24 protein-coding genes are annotated in these 23,268 nt (G+C 48.7%); 11 read left to right on the plus strand and 13 right to left on the minus strand.

Translation table 11 applies throughout. The features are described 5' to 3' along the window. Positions 1-48 precede the first annotated feature (48 nt). Positions 49-3,144: a beta-galactosidase gene (locus BM082_RS09975; RefSeq protein ID WP_017015156.1), complete on the plus strand. Its 3,096-nt coding sequence runs from the start codon at positions 49-51 to the stop codon at positions 3,142-3,144. Positions 3,145-3,414: 270 nt separating this feature from the next. Continuing rightward, positions 3,415-4,137, plus strand: a complete 723-nt coding sequence (locus tag BM082_RS09980) for an SDR family oxidoreductase (RefSeq protein ID WP_074926807.1) — start codon at positions 3,415-3,417, stop codon at positions 4,135-4,137. Positions 4,138-4,167: 30 nt separating this feature from the next. On the opposite strand, the gene BM082_RS09985 is transcribed toward BM082_RS09980, so the two are convergent. Next, positions 4,168-4,797, minus strand: coding sequence for a hypothetical protein (locus BM082_RS09985; protein ID WP_244275986.1), 630 nt, complete (start codon positions 4,795-4,797; stop codon positions 4,168-4,170). A 239-nt stretch (positions 4,798-5,036) separates the two neighbouring features. On the opposite strand from BM082_RS09985, the gene rluF reads away from it, so the two are divergent. The 5 genes from rluF to ykgO all read left to right on the plus strand — a co-directional run bounded on the left by rluF (position 5,037) and on the right by ykgO (position 8,487). After that, positions 5,037-6,413, plus strand: a complete 1,377-nt coding sequence (rluF, locus tag BM082_RS09990) for a 23S rRNA pseudouridine(2604) synthase RluF (protein WP_074926811.1) — start codon at positions 5,037-5,039, stop codon at positions 6,411-6,413. 259 nt (positions 6,414-6,672) lie between these two features. Then, complete coding sequence (locus BM082_RS09995) at positions 6,673-7,074, plus strand: phosphate-starvation-inducible protein PsiE (RefSeq protein WP_017015152.1); 402 nt, start codon at positions 6,673-6,675, stop codon at positions 7,072-7,074. A 119-nt stretch (positions 7,075-7,193) separates the two neighbouring features. Beyond that, the gene (locus tag BM082_RS10000) at positions 7,194-7,961 is read left to right on the plus strand and encodes an isocitrate lyase/PEP mutase family protein (protein WP_074926813.1); all 768 of its coding nucleotides are present in this window, start codon (positions 7,194-7,196) and stop codon (positions 7,959-7,961) included. A gap of 122 nt (positions 7,962-8,083) precedes the next feature. Further along, positions 8,084-8,344, plus strand: a complete 261-nt coding sequence (locus BM082_RS10005; protein ID WP_017012004.1) for a type B 50S ribosomal protein L31 — start codon at positions 8,084-8,086, stop codon at positions 8,342-8,344. Next, positions 8,344-8,487 (plus strand): type B 50S ribosomal protein L36, encoded by a 144-nt coding sequence (gene ykgO, locus BM082_RS10010; RefSeq protein WP_017012003.1) that lies wholly within the window; start codon positions 8,344-8,346, stop codon positions 8,485-8,487. Before BM082_RS10005 ends, ykgO begins: the two co-directional genes overlap by 1 nt. Positions 8,488-8,772: 285 nt before the next feature. Here the strand turns inward: ykgO and BM082_RS10015 are convergent, their stop codons facing one another. Then, entirely contained in the window at positions 8,773-9,228 is a 456-nt protein-coding gene (locus BM082_RS10015; protein WP_017012002.1) for an Lrp/AsnC family transcriptional regulator, read from the minus strand. A 236-nt stretch (positions 9,229-9,464) separates the two neighbouring features. Between BM082_RS10015 and BM082_RS10020 the strand changes: the two genes are divergently transcribed. After that, positions 9,465-10,406: a DMT family transporter gene (locus tag BM082_RS10020; protein ID WP_208862523.1), complete on the plus strand. Its 942-nt coding sequence runs from the start codon at positions 9,465-9,467 to the stop codon at positions 10,404-10,406. 250 nt (positions 10,407-10,656) lie between these two features. Here the strand turns inward: BM082_RS10020 and BM082_RS10025 are convergent, their stop codons facing one another. The 4 genes from BM082_RS10025 to BM082_RS10040 all read right to left on the minus strand — a co-directional run bounded on the left by BM082_RS10025 (position 10,657) and on the right by BM082_RS10040 (position 14,259). After that, positions 10,657-11,142, minus strand: a complete 486-nt coding sequence (locus tag BM082_RS10025; protein WP_017012000.1) for a carboxymuconolactone decarboxylase family protein — start codon at positions 11,140-11,142, stop codon at positions 10,657-10,659. Positions 11,143-11,183: 41 nt separating this feature from the next. Then, positions 11,184-11,624: a peptide-methionine (R)-S-oxide reductase MsrB gene (gene msrB / locus BM082_RS10030; RefSeq protein WP_017011999.1), complete on the minus strand. Its 441-nt coding sequence runs from the start codon at positions 11,622-11,624 to the stop codon at positions 11,184-11,186. Between the two features lie 267 nt (positions 11,625-11,891). Beyond that, positions 11,892-12,611, minus strand: a complete 720-nt coding sequence (locus BM082_RS10035; RefSeq protein WP_017015148.1) for a hypothetical protein — start codon at positions 12,609-12,611, stop codon at positions 11,892-11,894. 958 nt (positions 12,612-13,569) lie between these two features. Beyond that, on the minus strand, positions 13,570-14,259 hold the full coding sequence (locus BM082_RS10040) for a hypothetical protein (protein WP_017015147.1): 690 nt from the start codon (positions 14,257-14,259) through the stop codon (positions 13,570-13,572). Positions 14,260-14,649: 390 nt separating this feature from the next. Here BM082_RS10040 and BM082_RS10045 point away from each other — a divergent pair, with 390 nt between their 5' ends. Beyond that, complete coding sequence (locus tag BM082_RS10045; protein WP_017010459.1) at positions 14,650-15,357, plus strand: DUF445 domain-containing protein; 708 nt, start codon at positions 14,650-14,652, stop codon at positions 15,355-15,357. A gap of 319 nt (positions 15,358-15,676) precedes the next feature. Further along, a complete protein-coding gene (locus BM082_RS10050) occupies positions 15,677-16,192 on the plus strand; it encodes an outer membrane beta-barrel protein (protein ID WP_017010460.1) in 516 nt (171 codons plus the stop codon). Between the two features lie 142 nt (positions 16,193-16,334). Here the strand turns inward: BM082_RS10050 and BM082_RS10055 are convergent, their stop codons facing one another. The 7 genes from BM082_RS10055 to BM082_RS10085 all read right to left on the minus strand — a co-directional run bounded on the left by BM082_RS10055 (position 16,335) and on the right by BM082_RS10085 (position 22,398). Continuing rightward, positions 16,335-18,122: a bifunctional lysophospholipid acyltransferase family protein/GNAT family N-acetyltransferase gene (locus BM082_RS10055; protein ID WP_017010461.1), complete on the minus strand. Its 1,788-nt coding sequence runs from the start codon at positions 18,120-18,122 to the stop codon at positions 16,335-16,337. A gap of 103 nt (positions 18,123-18,225) precedes the next feature. After that, positions 18,226-18,657 carry a YHS domain-containing (seleno)protein gene (locus BM082_RS10060; RefSeq protein ID WP_017015145.1) on the minus strand — a complete coding sequence of 144 codons (432 nt, stop codon included), beginning with the start codon at positions 18,655-18,657 and terminating at the stop codon, positions 18,226-18,228. A 121-nt stretch (positions 18,658-18,778) separates the two neighbouring features. Next, on the minus strand, positions 18,779-19,207 hold the full coding sequence (locus BM082_RS10065) for a YHS domain-containing (seleno)protein (protein ID WP_017010463.1): 429 nt from the start codon (positions 19,205-19,207) through the stop codon (positions 18,779-18,781). A gap of 61 nt (positions 19,208-19,268) precedes the next feature. Further along, positions 19,269-20,024, minus strand: a complete 756-nt coding sequence (locus tag BM082_RS10070) for an NRDE family protein (RefSeq protein WP_074926817.1) — start codon at positions 20,022-20,024, stop codon at positions 19,269-19,271. Then, complete coding sequence (locus BM082_RS10075; RefSeq protein WP_017010465.1) at positions 20,024-20,578, minus strand: DinB family protein; 555 nt, start codon at positions 20,576-20,578, stop codon at positions 20,024-20,026. Before BM082_RS10075 ends, BM082_RS10070 begins: the two co-directional genes overlap by 1 nt. Before the next feature lie 117 nt (positions 20,579-20,695). Next, positions 20,696-21,772, minus strand: coding sequence for an ATP-grasp domain-containing protein (locus tag BM082_RS10080; RefSeq protein WP_181163537.1), 1,077 nt, complete (start codon positions 21,770-21,772; stop codon positions 20,696-20,698). Between the two features lie 47 nt (positions 21,773-21,819). Then, on the minus strand, positions 21,820-22,398 hold the full coding sequence (locus tag BM082_RS10085; protein WP_017010467.1) for a DedA family protein: 579 nt from the start codon (positions 22,396-22,398) through the stop codon (positions 21,820-21,822). Between the two features lie 303 nt (positions 22,399-22,701). On the opposite strand from BM082_RS10085, the gene BM082_RS10090 reads away from it, so the two are divergent. Continuing rightward, complete coding sequence (locus tag BM082_RS10090) at positions 22,702-23,064, plus strand: nucleotide pyrophosphohydrolase (protein ID WP_017010468.1); 363 nt, start codon at positions 22,702-22,704, stop codon at positions 23,062-23,064. The last annotated feature ends 204 nt before the right edge of the window (positions 23,065-23,268 follow it).

Genomic DNA, 23,268 nt, shown 5'->3' on the forward strand with positions numbered 1-23,268 from the left:
GCAAAACGCCCCGCATTTTTAGAGATATAGACTCACTCTGGAGCAAGAATGACTCGATACGCAGAACTCATCCAACAACGTCATTGGGAGAATCCCGCCGTGACGCAGATCCATCGTCTGCCTGCGCATTGCCCACTTTCTTCCTATCCCAATGTCGATCTGGCGGTGGATGATGCTGACAACATCATTCCCTGCTCAAACAGCCGAATCTGCCTCAATGGCGATTGGAAATTTTCGTTGTTTGTGTCGCCGGAATCCGTACCCGCGCTGTCAGTGTGCCCGGAATTCGATGACGATGCATGGCGAGACATGCCTGTGCCGTCAAACTGGCAACTGCAAGGCACCGAAGACATCCCGATTTACACTAACGTGCAATACCCGTTTGAAACCAAGCCCCCCATTGTGCCCGTGGATAACCCCACGGCAGTGTATCGCACCCACTTCACGCTGCATGAAGCGTGGTCAATGTCCCAAACCCTGATTTGTTTTGAAGGGGTGAGTGCGGCATTTTATGTGTGGTGTAACGGCGAGTTTGTTGGTTACAGCCAAGACAGCCGATTACCTGCAGAATTTGACCTCACTAACGCGGCCCATGTGGGCGAAAACCAACTCACCGTCATCGTGCTTCGCTGGTGCGATGGCAGTTATTTAGAAGACCAAGACATGTGGTGGCTAAGCGGCATTTTCCGCGATGTCACCCTGCGTAAAAAACCGCGCAATGCGATCATGGATTTCTCCGTGAACACCACCATGGATCCAACGCATCAAACCGGCATGCTCACGGTCAACACTAAAGTGCGCGGCAGTTACACTCGCGTCGCGATCCAACTGTTTGACGAAGGCGCTGATATATCCGGCCCCGTGATCGCAGATTGCGGTCAGCGGGTTGTTGATGAAAAAGGCGCATGGGCTGATCGCTGCGAACACAGCTTTGCCATTTCATGCCCGCGTCTGTGGAGTGACGAAGACCCGCACCTATACCGCTTGGTCGTTTCGCTGTTGGATGACAACGACGAACCGCTCGACATCGAAGCCTGCAACGTCGGCTTTCGCCAAGTCGATATCACGAATGGCATCTTACGTGTCAATGATGAACCCGTGCTGATCCGTGGCGTAAATCGACACGAATGTCACCCCGAAAAAGGCTATGTCCAAACCGTTGATGACATTGAACAAGACATTAAGCTCATCAAACAACATAACTTCAACGCTATTCGTACCGCGCATTATCCAAATCACCCCGCGTTTTACACCTTGTGTGATAAATACGGCCTGTATGTGGTTGATGAAGCCAACATTGAAACCCATGGCATGACACCGATGTGCGGCCTTTCTGACAACACAGAATGGCTCAACGCCTACATGGAACGTGTCACGCGCATGGTCGAGCGTGATAAAAACCACCCGTGCGTGATCATCTGGTCACTCGGCAATGAATCTGGCATTGGCTCAAACCATCACGCCATGTACCAATGGTTAAAACAACGCGATCCGAGTCGTCCCGTTCAATATGAAGGCGGCGGCGCAGACACCCGCGCAACCGACATTATTTGCCCGATGTACGCACGTGTTGAAGAAGACCAACTGCAGTGGGGCTTACCGAAATGGGCGATTCCCAAATGGATTGGTTTTCCTGAAGAAACCCGACCGCTTATCCTTTGTGAATACGCACACGCCATGGGCAATAGCCTGGGCAGTTTTGATAAATACTGGAACGCATTCCGAAGCCATCCTCGCTTACAAGGTGGCTTCATTTGGGATTGGGCCGATCAAGGCTTAACACGGAAAGATGATCAAGGAAATAAACACTGGGCATACGGCGGTGATTTTGGCGACACGCCCAATGATCGTCAGTTCTGCATCAATGGGTTAGTGTTCCCAGATCGCACGCCACACCCGAGCGTTTTCGAAGCAAAATTCCACCAGCAGTACTTTGGTTATCACCTCGTCAGCACCTCACCGCTCATGGTCACGCTCTCGAATGAATACGTGTTCCATCCTCCGGAAAATTTGGTGTTGCGTTGGTCGTTACAAGAAAACGGCAAACAAATCGCTGGCGGAGAAGAAGCGCTGTATCTTCGCGCGGGCGTTGCCATGGACTACAAACTGCTTGATGCTTTGCCACCCGCCAAGCCAGGACGTGAGTATTTCCTCAACCTTGACGTGGTGTTGTCTGCCGCAGAGCCTTGGGCGAGTGCGGGCAGTGTCATCGGTTGGTCGCAACTTGCGTTGCCCGTAAGCCGTGCTTTACCTGTGCCAACCGTGTCACCAGACACCTTGCCCGAGGTAAAAGAACAATCCGACCACTGGACGATTTGTGGCGACGAATTTGAGCTTCGTTTCGATAAGCAAAGTGGCCACATGGTGCAATGGCTGATTGACGGTGAAGAACAGATCTTAGATGCGCCGAAAGATAACTTCATTCGCCCACCGATTGATAATGACATCGGTGCTAGCGAAGCAGGCAAACCGGACCCAAGCGCATGGCTTGGAAAATGGGAGCACGCAGGGCTGTTCGAACTTCGTCATGAGAACCTGTTTAACACGGTCGATATCCTGAGTGATGTGGTTCAAGTGCGCGCACATCACGGGTATTTCGTGGGTGATGACATGGTCATCAGCACCTTCTGGCGCTATGAAGTCAGCGTGTCTGGCACTATCGATCTGCATGTCGATGTGAACGTTGCACCGGACATGCCATCACTGCCGCGTGTCGGACTCGAGTTTGCCCTGCCATTGACGGATTCAATCAGTTGGTTTGGTCGTGGACCGTTTGAGAATTACCCCGACCGTCGTTCTGCCGCCATGGTGAGCCGTTACCTTGCACACATTGACGACATGCACACACCGTATGTTTTCCCATCAGAAAATGGCTTGCGTAGCGATGTCAGAACACTGGATATCGATAACATTCGGGTGAATGGCCTGTTCCATTTCTCTGTCAGCCGATACAGCCAAGAAACGCTCACGGAGGCGAAACACGATCATGAGTTGGTAGCAGATGATCATCTGTACCTAAGAATTGATGGCTACCACATGGGCGTCGGTGGCGATGATTCTTGGAGCCCGAGTGTGCACCCTGAATTCTTGCTGTCTGAACGCAGCTATCAATATTCTCTGACGTTGAGTCCGAAACAAGGTTAATACGCATCACCATGCTAACAATTTAATCAAGCTATGGCCTCACGCTGTTACGCGCTCCTGCGTATCAGCGTGATGTGTCTATACCCAAACAACCTGAAGATGCTCGATTTCAGAGGCCATCAGGTTGTTTGGGTATATGAACCTGCTTCGCGCTTGTAAAACGTACGCATCCAAATCCCCTCAACATGCTCGTTCACGTCGAGAGAATCCGAGAAACAATTGTGGTAAAAAAGACAGAGGACGTGTATCTACCCGAGAAAAGGCGCACACATGGACAAGGCAGCTTCTGCTTCACACCCTAACAAACACCTTCTGATCACAGGCGCAAACCGAGGCATTGGTTTGGCATTAACCACGCTGTATTTAAAGGCGGGATGGCAAGTCGATGCGTGTTGTCGTGATCCAGAATCGGCCGATGACCTCAACGCCTTAACGTCCACCTTCGATACCCTGCAGATTCATGAACTCGACGTCACCGACCACGCCGCCATTGATGCCCTCTCTACCAAACTCGCTTCGCGGGAATTTGACCTTATCATTAACAATGCTGGGTATTACGGTCCGAAAGGCTATCGATTTGGCGGTACAGACATGGACGAGTGGCGCAAGGTGCTAGACATTAACACCCTCGCGCCGCTCAAAATCGCCGAAGCATTTCACGGGCAATTGCTCGCTGGAAAACCCGGTGTCTACGCGGCCTTATCATCCAAAGTTGGCAGCATGACAGACAACACCTCTGGCGGCGGATACATCTACCGTTCATCAAAAGCGGCGCTAAATGCTGTGATTAAAAGCCTCTCCATCGATCTCGCCCCTCAAGGCATCATCGCCGTCGCCCTGCACCCTGGCTGGGTAAAAACTGAAATGGGCGGTCCTAATGCCTTAATTTCGTCGCAAGAAAGCGCGCAAGGTTTGTTTGATGTCTTAGCGGCTTTGAAACACGAAGATAGCGGAAAATTCTTGAACTACGATGGGCAAGTTTTGCCTTGGTAGAGACACAGTGAATGCGAGCAAGCATCACGCTTATTCTGAGCCCGTATACCCACGCCATGTTTCCATCATATCCGCGCTGTATTGATCGGATTTTTCTTTCAGCGTGTCGTAAAAACTACTGCCGAACTCAGCGGATTTACGCTGTGCGTCGTCGAATGAGGCTTTAGCTTTTGCGCTGAGTTCGTCGGCCGAGGGAACCTCGTAACCGCAGACTTTTTCGGTTTCTGCTGTCACGTCTTCGCTTTCAATCCCTAAATCGGTTTGTAAGGTTTCGATGTCTGAAAGGGTTTCGCAGGCATCGTAAATGTCATAACTCAGTGAACCCACCACCGCAGCGGCGCCAATGTAGGGAACAGCTTCCATCAATGAAGCGCCCACGTTTCTGGCAGCGGCGGTCGCCGTGCGTTTTGCAATGCGCTTAGTGACCGTGCGAGTTTGCACCTTTAGTGCCTTATTGGCTTTCTTGGTTGCGGCCAGTTCTCTATTGGCTTTAGTGAGCCGAGAAGAGGGGCTGTGTGCGGTGAATGACGAGATGGGTAAGGCATTGACCAGCTTGAACATGGCATCGTGCACGACGGCGCTGGTTAAGGTCAGTATGTTGAGGCTAATGAGCCCGAGAATGACAAAAACATTAATCACACCAAAGATACGTCGAAACACGCCGCCATCACTCCCTTTCATTAACAAACAAAAAACCGCCCATGCCGCTATCGTGGGGCGTTCGGTTTCAAGTATAATCGCCGATTACATCGAGAAAGAAGCCCAGAAAACGGTGAAATACTCACCCTTTGCGGCCACAAGAAGCTTGAAAACCACGGCATGTCATTCATTTCGACAATCAGCTAGCGCCGAGGTTCTCAGCTAAACGCGATCAGTACAATTTGAGATAAGAAACGTTTGTGAACACAAATAGCGGAATACGTCTAAATAAATTCATCAGTGATTCTGGTTTTTGCTCGCGTCGCGAAGCAGACAAATTCATTGAGCAGCGGAAAGTCACCATCAACGGTATCGTGCCTGAGCTTGGCACAAAAGTGATGCCGGGCGATGAAGTGCTTGTAAACAATCAACGCATTGATACCGTGCCAGAGAACAAATCTGACCGTGTTTACATTGCTTACAACAAGCCTATCGGCATTACCTGCACCACGGCGCGTAATGTGAGTGGCAACATTGTTGATGCTATCCGTCACCCAAAACGTATCTTCCCGATTGGTCGCTTAGACAAACCTTCTGAAGGCTTGATTTTCCTTACCAGCGATGGCGACATCGTGAACAAAATTCTTCGTGCAGGTAACAACCACGAAAAAGAATATATCGTTACCGTTGATAAGCCTATCACGCCGAAATTCGTTGAATTGATGTCGAATGGCATCCCTATTCTCGACACCGTGACCAAGCCATGCTTCGTTGAACGCCAAAGCAAATTTGTGTTCAAAATCATTCTGACACAGGGTTTGAACCGTCAAATTCGCCGTATGTGCGAGTACTTAGGTTTTGAAGTGACCAAGCTGAAACGTATCCGTATCATGAACGTGAAGCTCGGCACGCTGAAACTGGGTGAGTGGCGTGAACTGACCGAAAAAGAAATGGATGAAATCAACAATGCCGTTGCTCATTCTAAAAGCACCTTCGAGCCAGACGCAGACTACGAAAACAACGACATCGCTTCTGGCGATGTGAAAACAGGCAGCAGTGATGCGGCGCAAGAGAACCTAAAATCAGGCAAGATCTCTTTCGCTAAACCGAAAGCAAAATCTAAGCTTGGTCAACGCGCTGGCCATGGTGACAAGCGCAGTTTCTCTAAAGATCGCCCTGCCCGTGATGGTGCACGTCGTGACGGCTTTAACAAAGACGGTAACCGCCAAGGTGGCCAACGTTCTGACCGTTCACGCTCTGACAGCGACCGCAATGAAAATGGTCGTCCTGAGCATCGCGCAGACAGAGATCGCAACCGCAGCGATCGTGGACGCAACGAGAACAACCGTTCTGATCGCCACCGCGCCGAAGGTGGACGCTCAGACAACCGTCGCCCAAACAGCGACCGTTCTGGCAGTGATCGTCCAAACTCCAATCAGCCACGTTCTGATCGCCCTAAGAGCGATCGCCCGAACGCAAATCGTTCTGGTGGCCGTCCAAGTCAAGGACGCCCTGGCGACAAACGCCGTGAAGGTGGCAACAAAGACGGAAACCGCAGCGACAATAACGCACGTCGCGAAGGTCCACGCAACAGTGGTGCACCGAATAACCGTAGGCCCAAAGATCGCCGTCCTTAAGGCTCTTGGCTAGGACTGAAACGAAAAGGAGTGACTAGGTCACTCCTTTTTTTATGCACAATTTCTGTGGGTAACATTTGCGCAATCGATATCTTCAAGCACATATGAATTGCAACGTTTTACCGCAAAAAAACACGCTTCAACACTGCAAAGGTAGCTCTACAGCGGTGCAAACATGCCTGAAAAAACTCTCATGATTGAAACGGTGTAAGGACATCACCTCTCGTTAGAATAAGTATTCACTGAGAGGCGAGCCAATATGTTGAATCAAACGTCCACGATAAAATTCATCCACGCACTCGAGCATTTCGTGCTCAGCTTGATTGTCATTGCAACAATCTATGCCATCGGCGAAGAAATTTACCTCGTTATCGTCAACAGCACCGTGACGGTGGGCGATTTACTGCTTCTCTTCATCTACCTCGAAGTGCTGGCCATGGTGCGCATCTTCTTCGAGTCCGGCAAAGTGCCCGTTCGAATGCCGCTTTATATCGGCATTGTCGCCCTTGCGCGTTACCTCATCCTCGACATGAAAAACATGGACGATTGGCGGATCATGGTTGTGTCTCTGTCAGGGCTAATCATCGCCATCACCGTACTCGTTATCCGCATTGGGCAACTCAAATTCCCTTATCCCAAAAGCACCAACGTGAAAGAATAAAACACAACGCACAAAGGTGTTCAGTGCCGTTTCTGGCGAGCCTCGTTTTTTTGTCTCGTTATATTAGTGACACATGGATTTACCCCATGAGTATTCAGTGATTACAGGGAGAAATGACGATGACGTTTTTGGAATTACACCAACAGGACACCCCTTTGTTGATTGGCAATGTGTGGGATGCGAGCAGTGCGAAGATCGTGTCGCAATTGGGCTTTAACGCTGTTGGCACATCCAGCGCGGCCATTGCCTATACCTTGGGCTATGAAGACGGTGAAAACATGCCGTTTAATGAATTGCTGTTTATGGTCGAGCGCATTGCGCGCGTGGTCTCCGTGCCGCTCACGGTCGATCTTGAAGCAGGATACGGAAATACCGCTGACGAGATCGTGGCGAACATCCAACAACTCGCCGCACTTGGCGTGGTCGGCATCAACCTTGAAGACAGCAAAGTCATCAATGGGAAACGCACCCTGCTGGATGCAGACGATTTTTCTCTCACGCTCTCTCGCATTCGCTCAGCACTTAATCATGCGAACATCGACATGTTCATTAATGCGCGAGCAGATGCTCTCATCATGAAAACCGACGATGCCCTCGCACAAACCTTAGACCGCGCGACACGATATGAAGCCGCGGGCGCAAATGGCCTCTTTGTTCCTTATCTTCGCGCAGAACAAGACATCACTGCGGTTGTCGCGCACACCGCGTTGCCCGTGAATGTACTTTGTGTGCCGGAACTACCTGACTTTGCTACCCTCGCGAGCTGTGGCGTCAAGCGCATCAGCATGGGGGATTTCGCCTATGAAAAGCTGCAACGAGAGCTACACGCATCACTGAAAACCGTGCTTGATGATGGGGCGTTTTCTTCGTTGTTTATGCCTACATAAGCAACCATCACCAAAAAAACATTATTGATAATAATTCTCACTAAGCTTTGCATATATAAATTGTTATGTTATAACATTGCGCAACAGTCAATTCAGGCTGACAGTACAGCGAGGATTAAACTATGAAACCAGGCATTCACCCTGAATACCGCACCGTCGCATTCCACGATACAGGTGCCGACAAATACATTTTGGTAGGTTCAACCGTGCAAACCTCAAGAACCGTTGAGGTTGATGGTCAGACTTATCCGTATGTCACGCTTGATGTGTCTTCACACTCTCATCCGTTTTATACCGGTAAACAGAAAGTGGTAAACCAAGACGGACGTGTTGCGCGCTTTAACAAGCAATTCGGCGCACTGAGCAAGAAGGCGACCAAATAATGCAAGTACTTAGCTCATTGAAAAGTGCAAAGAAACGCAGCAAGGATTGCCAAATCGTTAAACGTCGCGGGCGGATTTACGTGATTTGTAAATCCAACCCTCGATTTAAAGCGGTACAGGGAAAAACGAAGAAGAAAGCATGATGATATACCCAAACAACCTGAAGATGCAGGATTCAGCGAGGTTTACTGACGTTATGATCTAGGTGTCCCTTTGCCGATGTAGTGATCTCCATCAAAAAGGGATAACACCGAGCATGGCGTCAGTAAACTCGCCCGAAGGGAGGCCCTCAGTGCGTCCACTTCATCGTTAAATTCCTGTGAAATAGAATGACTATTCCTACAAGAATTTGCCTTGAACTGAACGCACTGATGGCCTCTGAAATCGAGTATCTTCAGGTTGTTTGGGTATATTAGGGTCTGTTAACCCTAGACATACACAGGCAAAATGCCGCGATCCTTTACCTTTCGGATAGCAAGTTGCGTGTGTATGTCTTTCACATTTTGTAAGCACTGAAGCTTACGCGTGAACTGTTCATACCCCACCAAATCTTTCGCGACCACTTCCAGTAAATAATCGTATGCGCCAGACACCACGTGGCAACTTACGACCTCCTGCATATCACTGATCGCTTGCTCAAACTCATCCACCGACGTGACCTGATGGTTATTCAAGCTCACTTCAACAAACATCGTCATGGCGATACCGACCTTGTCGCGCGACAAAGAAGCGTGATACCCCGCGACAATGTTGTCTTTTTCTAGTCGCTTTATTCGCCTTGCACACGGTGAAGGGGAAAGCCCTACCAAATCAGCCAGCTCTGCGGTGGTCAGCCTTGCGTCTTTTTGCATCCATTCCAATAGCTGCTTATCAATACGATCCATCACTCTTACGCTTTTTATCATCAATATTTAATAAAATATTAGCTTAAACCATCAACGAACACCCAATTTAGGTCTTAGTTTGCCACCCTACACCAAAGACCCTGCTTGATAATGGTGTTTTCGCATCGCTCACAGGGAAGATACAAAAGATGGCACAAAAGATCGCAGAAAGCGCCGAAATCGCCAGGGATGCAGGCATACGCGAAAAAACAGGAACGAGCTGGTTACACGCATTCATGTCGGCGAAAGCGACAGGCTACCTCGCCATGCTAGTTACCCTATTATTGTGGGCGGGTTTTTTCCTCTCACTCAAAGGCGGCGCAAATTCCACACTGCTCCCCGCTGACATCGCGATCACTCGCTTTCTCTTGCCCGCCATCTTTCTCGCCCCTTTCGTTTATCAGGCGCGTAAACAGATTGCAGTGATACCGAAACGGTATCTGCTCGGCATGTTCATTGGCAGTGGCTTACCTTATTTGTTGGTTGCTAGCACCGCCATGCAATACGTGCCCGTTTCCCACGGCAGCGCGTTGGTTCCCGGCACCTTACCCTTGTTCGTCACCGCCATTGCCGTGATCGTTTTCCGCCAGCCCATCAGCCACCACCGTGTTATCGGGCTGATCGCTATTGTCATTGGCACGGGTCTGTTCGTTCTAACTAGCCTGCAAGGCAGTTACAACTGGGCGCAATCTCAAGGCCATATGTTGTTTTTGATGGGCAGCTTAATGTGGGCAACCTTCACGATATGCGCGCGCGTCGCCAACCTCAACGCGTTGGCGTGCTCAGGCTTGCTCGCGATATGTTCAAGCCTCATGCTGTTCGTTGCGATTGCGTTTAACCTCCTGCCCAGCACATTGCACGCCACCGCATTCATCTCATGGCCATGGCGTGATGTACTCAGTCATACCATGTTGCAAGGCGTGGGCGCAGGGATCGTGTCAACCTGCACCTTTCTCTACGCCGTGAAGCAGCTAGGCGCAGAACGCAGCGCAGCCTTTGGCAGCGCGACGCCTGTTATCGCGACGCTCATCGCTTTCCCTGTATTCGCAGAACAACCCGACCTCGTGACCTGTTTCGCACTGGGGTTTGTGTGTTTAGGGAGTGTGGTGGCGAGCAATATCTTCTTGAAGCAAGACACGTCAATGCACTATCAGCCCCCCGTTTATGAAAAACGGTAAAGCACCAGAAACGCCCGTTTTGAGGCATTTTTATATAGGAAGGGGTGGTTTGATTAATATGACCGACGGAAATGGCAGGATGTCAGATTGGTCATTTTTTATGCACAGTTTCTGTGGGTAAGTCCGAAGCAAACGATCGCGTCAAGCACTTGCAGATTGCAACATTATTTCGTCTGTTTTTTGTTCTTTTTCTCGCAAGACACCCGCTCACTGGGTTATCAATGGACAGTGAGCGGATCCTGATATCACGTTAACCCAATGTATTTTCGCTATTTACCCCTTTCACTTCGGGCGTTGCACCTTGGGCTAACTTCAAGCGCACCCAAAGATTCATGTTGATGACGATAGCCGCGATTTCAGCAATCTCTTTTTCATCAAAATAATTTTGAAGCGCAAGGTGTGTTGACGGGAACACAGACAAATCGTACTCCGTCAACGCTTCGCAGTAAGCCAGTGCAGCACGCTCATCGTTCGAGAACATGTTGCTCTCTCGCCAACTCGCAAGGTGGGCAATTTTAGCAGCAGGAAGCCCCTGATCCTGCGCGGCCTTGGTGTGCAAAATCAAACAGTACGAACACGGATTGATTTGTGCGACACGCAAACGCAGCAACTGGGCTAATTGTTTTTCTACCTTGAGAGCGGCGGTGTACCCCACGCTTTTGGCCATCTGCTTTGCCACATCGTGAAACTCAATCAGATCTGGGTCAAAGCGTGTATTTACGAATGCTATTTCCATTTTATTCCCTTAACGCTGTTTTCTCTCACCATAGACAGGCGCTATTCGCCCGCTTGATCGAGATACTCACCGTATCCCTCGGCGTTCATTTGGTCTTTTGGTACAAAACGCAGCGATGCAGAGTTAATGCAATATCTCAACCCGCCTTGATCTGCTGGGCCATCCGTAAACACATGCCCTAGATGGCTATCGCCATGTTTAGAGCGCACTTCCGTTCGACGCATACCGTGGCTTTCATCAAAAAGTTCCGTCACATTGATCTTTTCAATCGGCTTAGAGAATGCAGGCCAGCCGCATCCTGAATTGTATTTTGCCGATGAAGCAAACAAAGGCTCACCAGAAACAATATCAACGTAAATACCAGGTTCGAAGTGTTTATCGTATTCCCCAGTAAATGGCCGCTCTGTGCCACTTTCTTGCGTGATTCGATATTGTTCAGGGGTGAGTTTTTTAATGGCATCTTGCGACTTTGAGTAGGTCATCTGTTCGCCCTCTTTTTTGTTATGTCGACATCCTGACAACTGTCATCAAAACAGAAAAACTGACACGACGATGTACCACTACTGATACGTGAAATGGTTTTGCGCCGTGATGTTTTCTATTTGAACATTGGGGAATGCTTACCTTGCATTTACGAAGGTTTCCTTAAAGCTTACCTTAGTAAATACAAGGGATAAGTGTGAGGTGAAAATGAACATGAGACTGCGTGGCTCTTCTCTTTTCCACGCGACAATGCGTGAAAAATGCTGTTAGACGCAGCGCCTTTCGACTTCTTGATCAAGCAGGTAAAGGTTAGGGTTCACATCGATGATGACGTAAGCGCGACGCGCCTTACACCATGCAATGTCGACAAAAATATGGGTGAGATTAGGTGACGTCTCAAACGGCTCGAGCGATAACCACCACGTTTTAATCTCTTCCAAATACTCCTCATGGTAATCACGACGGCTGCAATAGCAGTTCACCCCTTGAATCTCGCCATGCGATACAGAGAGTCGATATTCCGAACGTTCACGAAAATCTTGATTGGGAAACAAATACAGTTTTGGCGTGTTCGAAGAACAGCGATAGGCGTGCAACGTCAGCGCCATGCGGTCAGAAATCGCATTCAGCCAACATTCCAGCACGGGCGAATAATCTGCAGTGTTGAGTAACGCATCTGGGATGGTCTGCATTCCCACCACGTCTTTCCAACTCACGACACCTAACTTAGGAAATAAACTCTGAGAAAACGCACGAGGTAGCGCGGGAAAATGCACAGGCAGTTGCGTCAAACCAAAACGTTCTCTGTAATGTGCGTTATTCGAAAGCACCGCCAACAATTGATCATGGGAGACAGGTAATACTTCAATGGGTTTAGCGTAAAACTGATTCAGCAATACCGAGGGTAAGCATTCAAACTCGGTTGAGACGATAGGTTGAGCATGTGTTTCCACAGAAGCAAAACCTTTGCGATTAATATCAAACAAACAGACCTTCCGGGATTATGAATTCTTACGCAATCACAAACTGTTGAGCACAATTTGCATCATCGGTGCGATGAAACGATCGGAGCATGGAGTAACAAGGTTCCCTATTGCATGGTCCGCTCAATCCGTGAAACGGTATGGGGGAGAGCAAACAGACTTCGTCATCTTATTCCAGTCCAGCACCTCGTCGAGGAAGGAAAGACAACCATTCGCCAAAACACCAAGCGAATACTCAAACATGCCAACGACTTTATGACGTTAACTCTGCCATCTTTTCAAGCGTTGGAATGTCTTCTTATGTAGACAAACCACATAAGAGTGCTCATTTTCAGACAAACAATGCATATGATTGCACTTAGATCAGTTTCATTTTTCTAGACATCTATCTTTCATTTGTGGCTCGCTCTTTGAGAACATCAAAACCACACTCACGAAGTTTGGCGAGACTCCAGTCACCAGGGTCATTTGCCATCCGTTTAGCAACAATTACCGCTAATCAAAAGACCTACGAATGCACGTTGAGGGCGCACACCCACCAGAATAGAAAGCCAATAACCTACTGATCACTCTCGCCAATTTCCGTTTCTAGCCATAGACGTGAATTATTGCCAGTCACGTATTTGATTGCCAACGCCCCAAAACACAAAAAGCAGATAAGCACGCCATGCTTATCGCTATGTGCCTTCGTCAAAGGAGTATAGTGAGGTTGGCATCTCGCACCCTCTCCAAAACGGTTAGCTAACAATCACATCAATAGATGCACAAACAGATCCAACTATTTAGGCAAAATAAATCAATACCTTATGTGAATGAACAGGTAATCAGGCAATTTTTGACTCGATATCTAGCAAAATTTCGCTCATAAACGCAAGAAGTTGCCCGAAGCAAGATCACGGACAGCGCCGAATAAGTGCAATGTTTTGAATATGTTAACCGCGTTCGAAAAAGAAACGCTGTCTTAGATAGGGAAGAAAGTCATGGAGGCCACCCCATGAACCACTTGGTTGATCGCACGGTTGGTGCGGTCGGAAACCATTTTGGCCATCATGTCTTGTATGATAATCATTTGCCCAAGGGTACGCTCAAAGCTGTAATTTGGCGTACCGTCTATTGTGAACCCATTCCCGAGCAGTAATGGTTCGCCTTCTGGGCTTTTTCGAGTATTGAGTAACCACGCGACGGTTTCGAGATTGCGCGCGCTGTTATAGAGCTTTTGCTGGTCGATATCATCGAGAATGAAAAACTCAAGTTGATGGTTATAGCTACTGCTCAACATCCCCGTGACGCCCACCATTAACGCGAACACCCTATCGCCCTCAAACCGCGCTGAAAATGCCAAATGAAGTGCATCCACACCGTCTACATACCCAAGTTCTGGGTAACCATAAACTGGCCGTTCAATCGTCATGACAGATTCAAGACGAGAGGTCACAGTTTGGTTAGGAACTTTGGCGAGTTCTCTGGGGTTTCGCTTGTACAGTTTGACCATTAGGCTTTGCGTTAAGGTTCGGGCTTCCGCAATGTGGATATCCGTGATCAAGTCCATGTCAGATTTGGCGAGGTTTTTTATATCAAAAGGACGGCCATTGCTGCTGCATGCACTCAGCACAAAAACACACACCATTATCAAGCAATGACGAACGCCCATCCTCTGTAATCCTTTTACTGAATGCTATACCCATACAACCTGAAGATGCAGGATTCAGCGGGGTTTCCTGACGTTATGATCTAGGCGTCAGTAAACTCGCCCGAAGGGAGGCCCTCAGAAATCGAGCATCTTCAGATATACCTTCAAGATTAATCGACTTCGCGCAGACACGTGCTGTGCGTTCTCAGAACTTCTCGTGATCTCTCAAAGCAGACGGTGTCACCCCAAGAAACCTCAAGATGCAGGATTCAAATCACGTGGGTATCGATGCCTATCATGGTGGGATCCTGCAATCACCCTGCCCATATATTCATGACAATAGCCGTTGTTCTACACAGCGTCGTCCATTAGAATCCCCGCTTTCCACATTGAATTCAAAGAGCAATAACAATGAATAAAAGCTTTCTGACTAACCTCATTGCAGCCGCTATTTTTGCTGCTGGTTACTACCTTGACCAACCTATTGCCCTTTATGGCGGTTTGTTTGCACTATCAGGTTCATTGACCAACTTGTTGGCCGTGCACATGCTGTTTGAAAAAGTGCCGGGCCTTTACGGTTCTGGGGTTATTCAGGCGCGTTTTGAAGCCTTCAAACTGGGCATTAAATCTTTGATGATGGATCAGTTCTTCACCAAGGAAAATATCGATCGCTTCCTCAATAAAGAAATGACCGATGGCACCAGCTTGAATCTTTCACCGATCATCGAAAAAATCGACTTCAACCCAACATTCGATGGCCTTGTTGATGTGATCAACAACAGCCAATTCGGCGGCATGTTGATGATGTTTGGTGGTTCAGAAGCCCTGACGCCATTACGTGAACCTTTTGTCGAGAAGATGCGTGAATCTGTGGTCGACATCACCCAACAAGATGGCTTCCGTGACGCGTTAAAAAACCAAATCGAACAGCCTGACATGATGGGCGACATCACCAGCAACATTGAAACCGTGATTGAGCAACGCTTGGATGAGTTGACGCCAGACATGGTGAAAGACATTGTTCAAACGATGATCCGTGAACACCTAGGCTGGCTTGTGGTTTGGGGCGGCGTGTTCGGTGGTTTGATTGGTGTGGTATCTGCGCTTGTAACGGCATAAGTGTCATAAAGACAACCGCTTAAACGCGACGGAAAACGCGAACTCGCGCTCAAGTCCTCGTATACCGACATCAAAAACGGCACCTATTGCGTGCCGTTTTTTTTCATCTCGACCTTTCGCTGATGAAACCTTTCTCCGGTAGAAACCGTTTACCACGTCACATTCCTTGGGGGGCAGTTCACAAATATCTGATCTGGTTGCCAATTTTTAGTACGCCTCAACACGCCTTTAAGCATTCGCTCCTACAATATTAGCCAGACACTCGTCGCACAATTGTGACGACCATAACTGCTTTCTGACCATCACATGAGGTGAATACATGGCCATCAAACGGATCATTACAGCCCTTCCTGCACTCGGTGCGTTACTTTTTGCATCGTCTTCTGCTGCCATGGTGCTTCCTCTTCAAATCGGTGCGGATGCAGGTATCACAGACGTTAAATACAAAGGAAATAGCGCGACTGGTTATTTTTGGGCGATTAACGGCACCTTGCGCATCAACGATTTCACCAGCGTATATTCAGGTTACGGCGAAACAACGGCTGATATTCCTGATGACAGCGGTGTTGACCAAGATTTTAAATCCACCTCCATTCCACTTGCGCTGCAAGTGAACCTGCCCATTGTGCTGGGTGATGTGTATGTGCGTGGTGGCGGTAACTACTACGAAAATACCTACGCAACTGAAACAGAAGATGGTTGGGGCGTACTCGCCGCTGTGGGCATTAGCCTAGCGCCTGCAATTGGCCCAGGCTTGGCATTGGAACTCGGTTATCAAGATCGCGGCAGCGCTGAAACCAGCACCGTCTCTGTGGGTGCGAAGCTGAACTTCTAACAGCCGCACAGCGCAGCTAACCCAAAAACACGATCAAAAAAGCGCCTTATCGGCGCTTATTTGATGATTAAAGCGTAGGTTAAGGCTCAAGTTAAGGTTTACGTTGAGGCTTATACGAGTGAACCTCTTGAAAGGAAACCACTTACTTTTCAGCCGTCTTTTCTTCGGTTTCCAATGCCGTTTCGTCAGCATGGAATGCAAGATAGCGATGCGCTTCTTCTTTCCCCATATAACGCCCTAACGTTCTCACGGGTACGTTACGAAGATCCACCACAATCAAACCATCAAGGGCATCGTTAAAGGCAGGATCAACGTTAAAACACACCAGCTTGCCGTTTAAGCCGAGGTATTGCCTCAACAGCACTGGCACACCCAGCCCTTCACTCATGCGCCCAATGACTTTGGATAAAAGCTGCATGTCGCCTAGCCCTGAAAGCATCGATGTGTGCCAAGGCACAGGGGACGCGCTTTCAAGTGGCGTGGTCGGTTGTACCAACTTCGCCATGCCTTCGTCGTAATGGTGAATGCTCAGGCTTTCAGCGAGCAAACGACGCGCTTGTAGCGGGTAGTCGTTACTGATGCTGACAGGGCCAAACAGCGTCGTGATGTCAGGATCACGGCTCACATAGGTGGCAATGCCTTTCCAAAGCAGTAGCAAGGCACTCAAGCTGCGTTGATATTTTACATCAATCACAGAGCGGCCCATTTCCAATGCGTTCCCCATGCTTTGAATGAGGCGTTCGTCATATTGGAACAAGCTACGAGAATACAAGCCGTCGAGACCACGTCGTGAAATAATGTCATCAACGCGACCGATACGGTACGCGCCAACCAATTGCTTTGCGTCGCGATCCCAAATAAACAGGTGCTTGTAATCGTTATCGTAGTCATCTAAGTCGCAAGCAAGACCCGTCCCTTCGCCAACAGCGCGGAAATTCACTTCTCGGATACGACCAATGTCTTGCAACACATTAGGGATCTGTGTGCTTTCACAACACAACACATCGAACTCGCCGGAAGAAAGTAAATGCGCCGACGTGGGTAAAGCATCGATTTCCGCTTGCAACACATCGCCATTGGCTTCGAGCGCAATCGCTTCGCCAGCCGTTTCTTGCAGCGGCAAGGTTAACGCCTTCTCGCGGCTCAATAGATAAGTATTTAAGCGCAGATAATTGACGAGGGAATCATCAGATTCAAAGCCTCTGCTTTCTTTCCATGCGATCGGCTCGCCGATCGAAATAGGAATAGATTGTCCGCGTTTATTGAGCAATTCACGGCCTAGCAGCGCCGTGCGCAACAGTGGGTGAATACCCCCCGCGCGGTAGAATTTGCGGCTGTTTCGACCACCGATGAAAACAGGTAACGCAGCAGCTTTGTGCTTTCTTACCATGGCACCCACAGAGCGGCTCCACGTTTTGTCTCGCAGTAAGCCATTTTCATCAAACGTTGATACTTCGCCAGCAGGGAAAACGAGCAACAAACCGCCATCACCGAGATGTTGGTGTGCTTCACGAAGCGCGCGCATGTTTGCACGTCGTGCGTTTTCACCTTCAAACACATCCACACCAATGAACAAATCGCTCAATTCGGGAATGCGTTTAAGATAGTGGTTTGCCAACACTTTGACGTCACTGCGCACGTGTCGCAGCAGTTTAGCCAGAATGACACCTTCCACTCCACCCAATGGGTGATTAGCAACAACAACGGTCGTGCCTGATGCAGGAACGTGTTCAATGTCAGAAGGAGAAGCAAAATAATCAATCCCCAATACATCCAGTGTGTATGTGAGGAAGGCATCTGTATCAAGTTCATCGGGACGTTTGCGGTAATACTTGTCGAGGGTACGGAGCCCTGTAATGGACTCTAGCGTCTTCTCAACAACGCCAAATGGGCTCTTTCTCGGCAACAAAAAGGGGCTGGTTGTCGTCATGGGTTCTCCCACTTATTCTTTTTTTTCACAAAGACCGAGTAAGGTGGAGCGCTGCAGATCCTCGGTCTGTGAGTGATTAATTGTTACGCCGGACAATCAGCGCTTATTTACGTTTTTCCCAGTTCTCGTCACCTTTCACGATGAAGCCTGGAATATCGGTGTGCCATGTCTCTGACACTTTTTTGTCATAGTTAAGGTACAGCTTGTTATCCACGATTTTCCAATAGGTCGGATCGCCCGGCGCTAAACCGTCATTGGCTGCAATTGCCCATGCACAATGACCGCCATACTGCGGTGCATACTTCTCAGGATCAGCAAGAAACTTGTTGAGGTTTGCTTGGCTCGCGAACTTCCAATCTGCGCCACGATATTCCGTTTCAAACTCTGATTTCCCTTCAATTGGGCCACCTTCCCAGAAAGACACGGCGTCATACCCACTGACCGCATCGTTGTTAAAAAGGCCGGTATAAATTTCTTGCGCTGCAAATGTCGTTGAAGAAAAAAGCAGCGAAAAAAGCAGTAAAAAACGTTTCATGTTATTGATTTCCTTTTCTCACCCACGTTGGCCTTTATTGGCCAGTGTCGGATTACTACATGTAAAGATAAAGCGGTGCACGGCTGATAATTGGCTTCACCGTGAGCACAGTGGTGGGCAATTAGCGCTTCGCCCAATTGTCATCACCAAGTTCAATGAAGCCCGGAATGTCCGCATTCCATTTGTTCTGGATATCGTTGTCATAGTTTAGGTACAACTTACCGTCTACCACTTTCCAGTGGTCAGGGTCACCCGGCGCTAAATCGTCTTTTTCAGCGATAGCCCAGGCACAATAGCCCCCATACTGCGGTGCATATTTATCAGGGTCAGCCAAAAACTTGTCTAAATTAGCTTGGCTCGAAAACAGCCAATCTGCCCCTTTATATTCGGTTTTGAATGATGATTTCCCTTCTACAGGATTACCATCATGGAACGAGACGGTGTCATACCCGCTCACGGCTTTATTACTAAAGAAGCCGGTGTAAATGTCGTCAGACGCTATTGCGACTGAACTAAAAAACAACGAAATAAGAAGAAGTAAACGAGACATTTGTGTGCTCCTTTGAAAAAAATAAGTGCTACTCATAAGACCGAGTAACCCTTCAGTTCTTTCACATTTTTTCACTCGCGACCAATTTCAATCGAGGGATGTTTTTCTGTAAATGTGTTCTGACAGCAGGCCCTTCTTTGCATGGTGCGCCATCGACATAGGCCATCTGCATATCATGTTCGGTCACTTTTACGTGCGTAAAGCTCACGGTGTTGGCATCTTCTCTGTGCATACACACGGACTTGTAGCCCGCTTCAGGCACATGACTACGATGAAACGCCCATGCTTTTTCCACGGTACGCGGTTCCGTCATGATGGATTTGTACGCATTTTGACGGGCAAGCATCACTTCTTCATACGCCACTGATGATGAAATCATGGGTTCCTTGCTTGGGCGCTGAGTCAGTACATGACCGTCCCATTGAAACGCGATCACATGCCCTTGGGTGGCAGACAGATCGGGTGCGAACACTAACAAGGTGAATGGCGCATAGGAGCCTAAATGTAGGTCATTCAACACAGCAACAACATCTGCCACACACGCAGACGGGGCGAGCCTTTTTACCAACAAACCACGGCTGATCAATGGCCGATCAGGAATGTCGCCTTGGTAGAAGTTCAACAAACACAAAGACAGGCCTTGGTTATTCATGGCGATCCAAGTGCCGCCACCGTCAGGATCAAGAGGCATAGCAAACTGCACATCGTTACTCACGAAATGCTGAGGCGGTTTTGCAATCGCACGGCCTTTTTGCTCGTCGCGATTGAAAAACACTTCATAGCCTTTGTCGTTCAATAACCAACTAACGGTACACATCAGTTCCCCTCGCGACAGAACGTCGCAGTTGCAGGTGCCAAGCCGAAGCTCGTGTCGGTTTCAATGCCCTGCGCACTCAAACTCACGCGAATAAGCGCGAAATGGTGTACGGCATGACTTGCCACAAAAGCCAACTCACGGCCAAGTGTTGATGCCGTTACGGACGGCGCATGGTGCGTCAGGCTGACTTCACCGTTAACACGCAACGCCATGTTGATCGATGTCGGCGTCACGCTGGCTAACCATTCATTGATTACTTGCCATTCTGCTTGCGCAATCGTGAAGTCGGTTTCTACAGGGTGCGCCCGACGACGGGCGTCATAATCAATAAAATCGTTGTCTGGCCACGCCATCAAGGCACGGTACACATCCAAAATATGTCGCATGTGCTGACCAATCGAACTTTGCAAATAAGGTGCAGCCACAAACTGATATTGCTCATCATTCATCAAAGACAGTAAATTTTGGGCTTGATTTGCAACATCGAAATTTCCCTCAACCTCAGCAGGTAAGGTGTGATCGTCATGCGTCGAAGCTGCTTCCTTGGCTAACATGCATTCCCCTTAGGTTTCATCAATTCTCTCGTTCGTATCATTGTTATTTTCAGATCGTTTTTTCTCAGATCATGCTTTGTGTTGTATTGGCTTAGCCCTTGTCTGGCTGCGTGTTCATCAGTCTGTTGACGGGTAGTCTTGTACCAGCGCTTTCTCTTTACGCCATGCGCGATAGAGTTCCATCAATGTCGGGACTTTGTGCCCCAATGCGCGCTGCTTGTTTCCAATTTCAAATAACATTCGGTACTGCGCTAACAAGGTGGAAAACGCATCTTTCAGCGTCGCACCGCGATCCCAGATATGGGCAGCTTCACTGCTTGCGCCATTGGCTTCTAGCATCACAAAATCGTTACCTTCCATCAGGCTGTCGATGTCTTTGAACTTAAGATCCAATCGTCCAAAGTGATAACCGGGGAAATCGTTAAAAATTTCATCTAATCGATCCACCAGCGCATCCGTGATGTATGCATTGCCGTTACGGAATATCGCGCCACGACTGTGGCTGCCTGCAAATGCAAGACGGAACGTTTCGCCATCGGCCAGCACCAAATCCAGTTTGTCTTCATGCCTGGCATGGTAAAGATGACTCAGTTGCCCAGCACGCGGATCGTCATCAATCAATTGCGCTAAATTGCGTTTGCCATCTCCCGTTACAAACGGGTTGTACTTCAATGTCAGTGAGAAAATACGGCCGCGTTTCTCACCGGGGTAACGGACATAAAACACGCCAGCTTCTGCGTTATATGGTGCTTTTTGTTGCAGCATTAATCGTGCCCCGTTAGGGAACAAACGCATGTATTCTTCCAACTCGCCTCGGTTTTCAACTAACCGAACGCCTGCGCCTCGACACCCTAAATCAGGCTTTGCGACAACAGGAAAGCCCAGCCCTTCTTTTTGAAGTAACGACATGGCTTGATGTGCTTGAGTTTCAGGCGACGCATCGTTCTTTTCCCACATCACGTAAGGCAGTACCCAAGGTTTTGCCTTTTCGCCCGCAAGCGACAAGATGGCGTCTTTGGATTCGCCCACCATGCCACTGAGCTCAATGCCCGGGTTCGCCGCCAGCGGTAAACTGAAACTGCGGTATTTGATGCCGTACCAAAGCCACTGCACCACAACAGGTGTGTAGAAAAACCATGCGGGCCAAAATTCGAACATCGAGAGCGGTTTGCCGTCAGTATCGAGGGTTGGCATACCATGGTTCACTGGTAACGCTGGCGATGTTTTTTCATCAACCAGTTTTAATCTGTGCAAACTGTTTTCTCCTTGAGCTTTCTGCCCGCCACCCGATTCACGACGAAAAGAGCGATGAGGGCGAGTGGAATCAACCCCCAACTCACGTTGCGGTTGATCCAATCAATTTCTCCAAGCTGGTAAACCGCGGTAAAGACCAATGCAGTCCATATAGCGGTAGCGGCAATGACAGCCATTAAGAAAGGACGCAGGCCGACCCTGAAAAAGCCACTTAAACAGAAGCCTACGAATCGGAGACCGGGAATAAATCGGATGAGGAAAATGTTGCCAAAAGCATGCGTTCTCAATTTCCGACGAAGGAAACGCACACTTTGTTTGGTGAGGAGGAAACCTCTTAGCGCCCGCCATTTTCGCGCCCAGAGCCCTAAGCCATACAGACCGAGATCCCCCGTCGCGATGCCTATAAAAATGGCCAATAACGCGAGCGGCAGTGACATAACGTCTTGCGAGGCGGCGACAGCGGCAGAAATTATCGCTAAATCTTCTAATAAGTAAGACAGCAAAATAACCGCAAAGAAGAGCGTAAGTGGGGAGTACGTAAGCAAGGTTGCTGTCGTTTCGTTCAAAATAACGGCCTATATCTCATTCACAACTAAGAGAATAGACAGGTAATAACAGGAAACACTTTCATATTTTTCTGAAAGTATGAGAAATCATAAAAATGGGACATGAAACGTCAGAATCATGTGCCACGCGCTAAATTTTCAACACCCTGAATTCCATCAGCAATATGAAATAGAGCCTGTCGACCCAAATGACTTGAGACGCTAGATTTCATAGGGTGTAAATCACATGCGTGGTAAACGGTTCTCTCCGTCTTTAAGACGTGCCACACTGTGTCTCTCAATCAGTATTTCGACGGTTAAACAATGAAAGACATCACAACTAACCCCATTGAGCGCCTTCAATCTGACATGGCGGAGTTTGCGAAAGAACGTAATTGGGAACAATTCCATAACCCAAAAAATCTGGTGATGGCGTTAAGCGGCGAAGTGGGCGAACTGGCCGAGTTATTTCAATGGCTCACACCCGAACAAGCGGAAAATTTTCCGGCAGAAAAGCGCCAAGCACTAGAGCATGAGCTTGCCGATGTTCAACTGTATTTACTGCGCATTGCCGATCGCTGTGGCGTTGATTTGATTGCAGCTTGCGATGAGAAAATTGCCCACAACAGAGCAAAGTACCCTGTCGATAAATGTTACGGCAGTACGAAGAAATACACAGAATTGTAAGCAACCCGACCCTACTCACCTGTCTTCTGAGCGCTTTGCTTCACCCTTGTCAGTTCAACCCCGGCCAGTCAAAGGCATCGCCGGGTTGAACGGTGAGTCACTCGCTTCTCCCAAACACATCTTCCTCATGTAAACATGCCCAGCGGATTTCGCGCCTCATCTTTGAGACTTGAGCTAGACTTTACATGTAATTAGCCTTATCAC

The organism is Enterovibrio norvegicus DSM 15893, assembly GCF_900115495.1.
GTDB lineage: Bacteria > Pseudomonadota > Gammaproteobacteria > Enterobacterales > Vibrionaceae > Enterovibrio > Enterovibrio norvegicus.

What these genes read in the sequence shown, in the direction of transcription:
- BM082_RS09975 (WP_017015156.1), top strand. Translation starts at nt 49, where the DNA reads ATGACTCGATACGCAGAACTCATCCAACAACGTCATTGGGAGAATCCC.
- BM082_RS10070 (WP_074926817.1), bottom strand. Translation starts at nt 20,024, where the DNA reads ATGTGTACCGTTAGTTGGTTATTGAACGACAAAGGCTATGAAGTGTTT.
- BM082_RS09980 (WP_074926807.1), top strand. Translation starts at nt 3,415, where the DNA reads ATGGACAAGGCAGCTTCTGCTTCACACCCTAACAAACACCTTCTGATC.
- BM082_RS10000 (WP_074926813.1), top strand. Translation starts at nt 7,194, where the DNA reads ATGACGTTTTTGGAATTACACCAACAGGACACCCCTTTGTTGATTGGC.
- BM082_RS10090 (WP_017010468.1), top strand. Translation starts at nt 22,702, where the DNA reads ATGAAAGACATCACAACTAACCCCATTGAGCGCCTTCAATCTGACATG.
- BM082_RS10080 (WP_181163537.1), bottom strand. Translation starts at nt 21,772, where the DNA reads ATGCCAACCCTCGATACTGACGGCAAACCGCTCTCGATGTTCGAATTT.
- BM082_RS10025 (WP_017012000.1), bottom strand. Translation starts at nt 11,142, where the DNA reads ATGGAAATAGCATTCGTAAATACACGCTTTGACCCAGATCTGATTGAG.
- BM082_RS10040 (WP_017015147.1), bottom strand. Translation starts at nt 14,259, where the DNA reads ATGGGCGTTCGTCATTGCTTGATAATGGTGTGTGTTTTTGTGCTGAGT.
- BM082_RS10045 (WP_017010459.1), top strand. Translation starts at nt 14,650, where the DNA reads ATGAATAAAAGCTTTCTGACTAACCTCATTGCAGCCGCTATTTTTGCT.
- BM082_RS10055 (WP_017010461.1), bottom strand. Translation starts at nt 18,122, where the DNA reads ATGACGACAACCAGCCCCTTTTTGTTGCCGAGAAAGAGCCCATTTGGC.
- BM082_RS10050 (WP_017010460.1), top strand. Translation starts at nt 15,677, where the DNA reads ATGGCCATCAAACGGATCATTACAGCCCTTCCTGCACTCGGTGCGTTA.
- BM082_RS10065 (WP_017010463.1), bottom strand. Translation starts at nt 19,207, where the DNA reads ATGTCTCGTTTACTTCTTCTTATTTCGTTGTTTTTTAGTTCAGTCGCA.
- BM082_RS10015 (WP_017012002.1), bottom strand. Translation starts at nt 9,228, where the DNA reads ATGGATCGTATTGATAAGCAGCTATTGGAATGGATGCAAAAAGACGCA.
- msrB (WP_017011999.1), bottom strand. Translation starts at nt 11,624, where the DNA reads ATGACCTACTCAAAGTCGCAAGATGCCATTAAAAAACTCACCCCTGAA.
- BM082_RS09995 (WP_017015152.1), top strand. Translation starts at nt 6,673, where the DNA reads ATGTTGAATCAAACGTCCACGATAAAATTCATCCACGCACTCGAGCAT.
- ykgO (WP_017012003.1), top strand. Translation starts at nt 8,344, where the DNA reads ATGCAAGTACTTAGCTCATTGAAAAGTGCAAAGAAACGCAGCAAGGAT.
- BM082_RS10005 (WP_017012004.1), top strand. Translation starts at nt 8,084, where the DNA reads ATGAAACCAGGCATTCACCCTGAATACCGCACCGTCGCATTCCACGAT.
- BM082_RS10020 (WP_208862523.1), top strand. Translation starts at nt 9,465, where the DNA reads ATGTCGGCGAAAGCGACAGGCTACCTCGCCATGCTAGTTACCCTATTA.
- BM082_RS10075 (WP_017010465.1), bottom strand. Translation starts at nt 20,578, where the DNA reads ATGTTAGCCAAGGAAGCAGCTTCGACGCATGACGATCACACCTTACCT.
- BM082_RS10060 (WP_017015145.1), bottom strand. Translation starts at nt 18,657, where the DNA reads ATGAAACGTTTTTTACTGCTTTTTTCGCTGCTTTTTTCTTCAACGACA.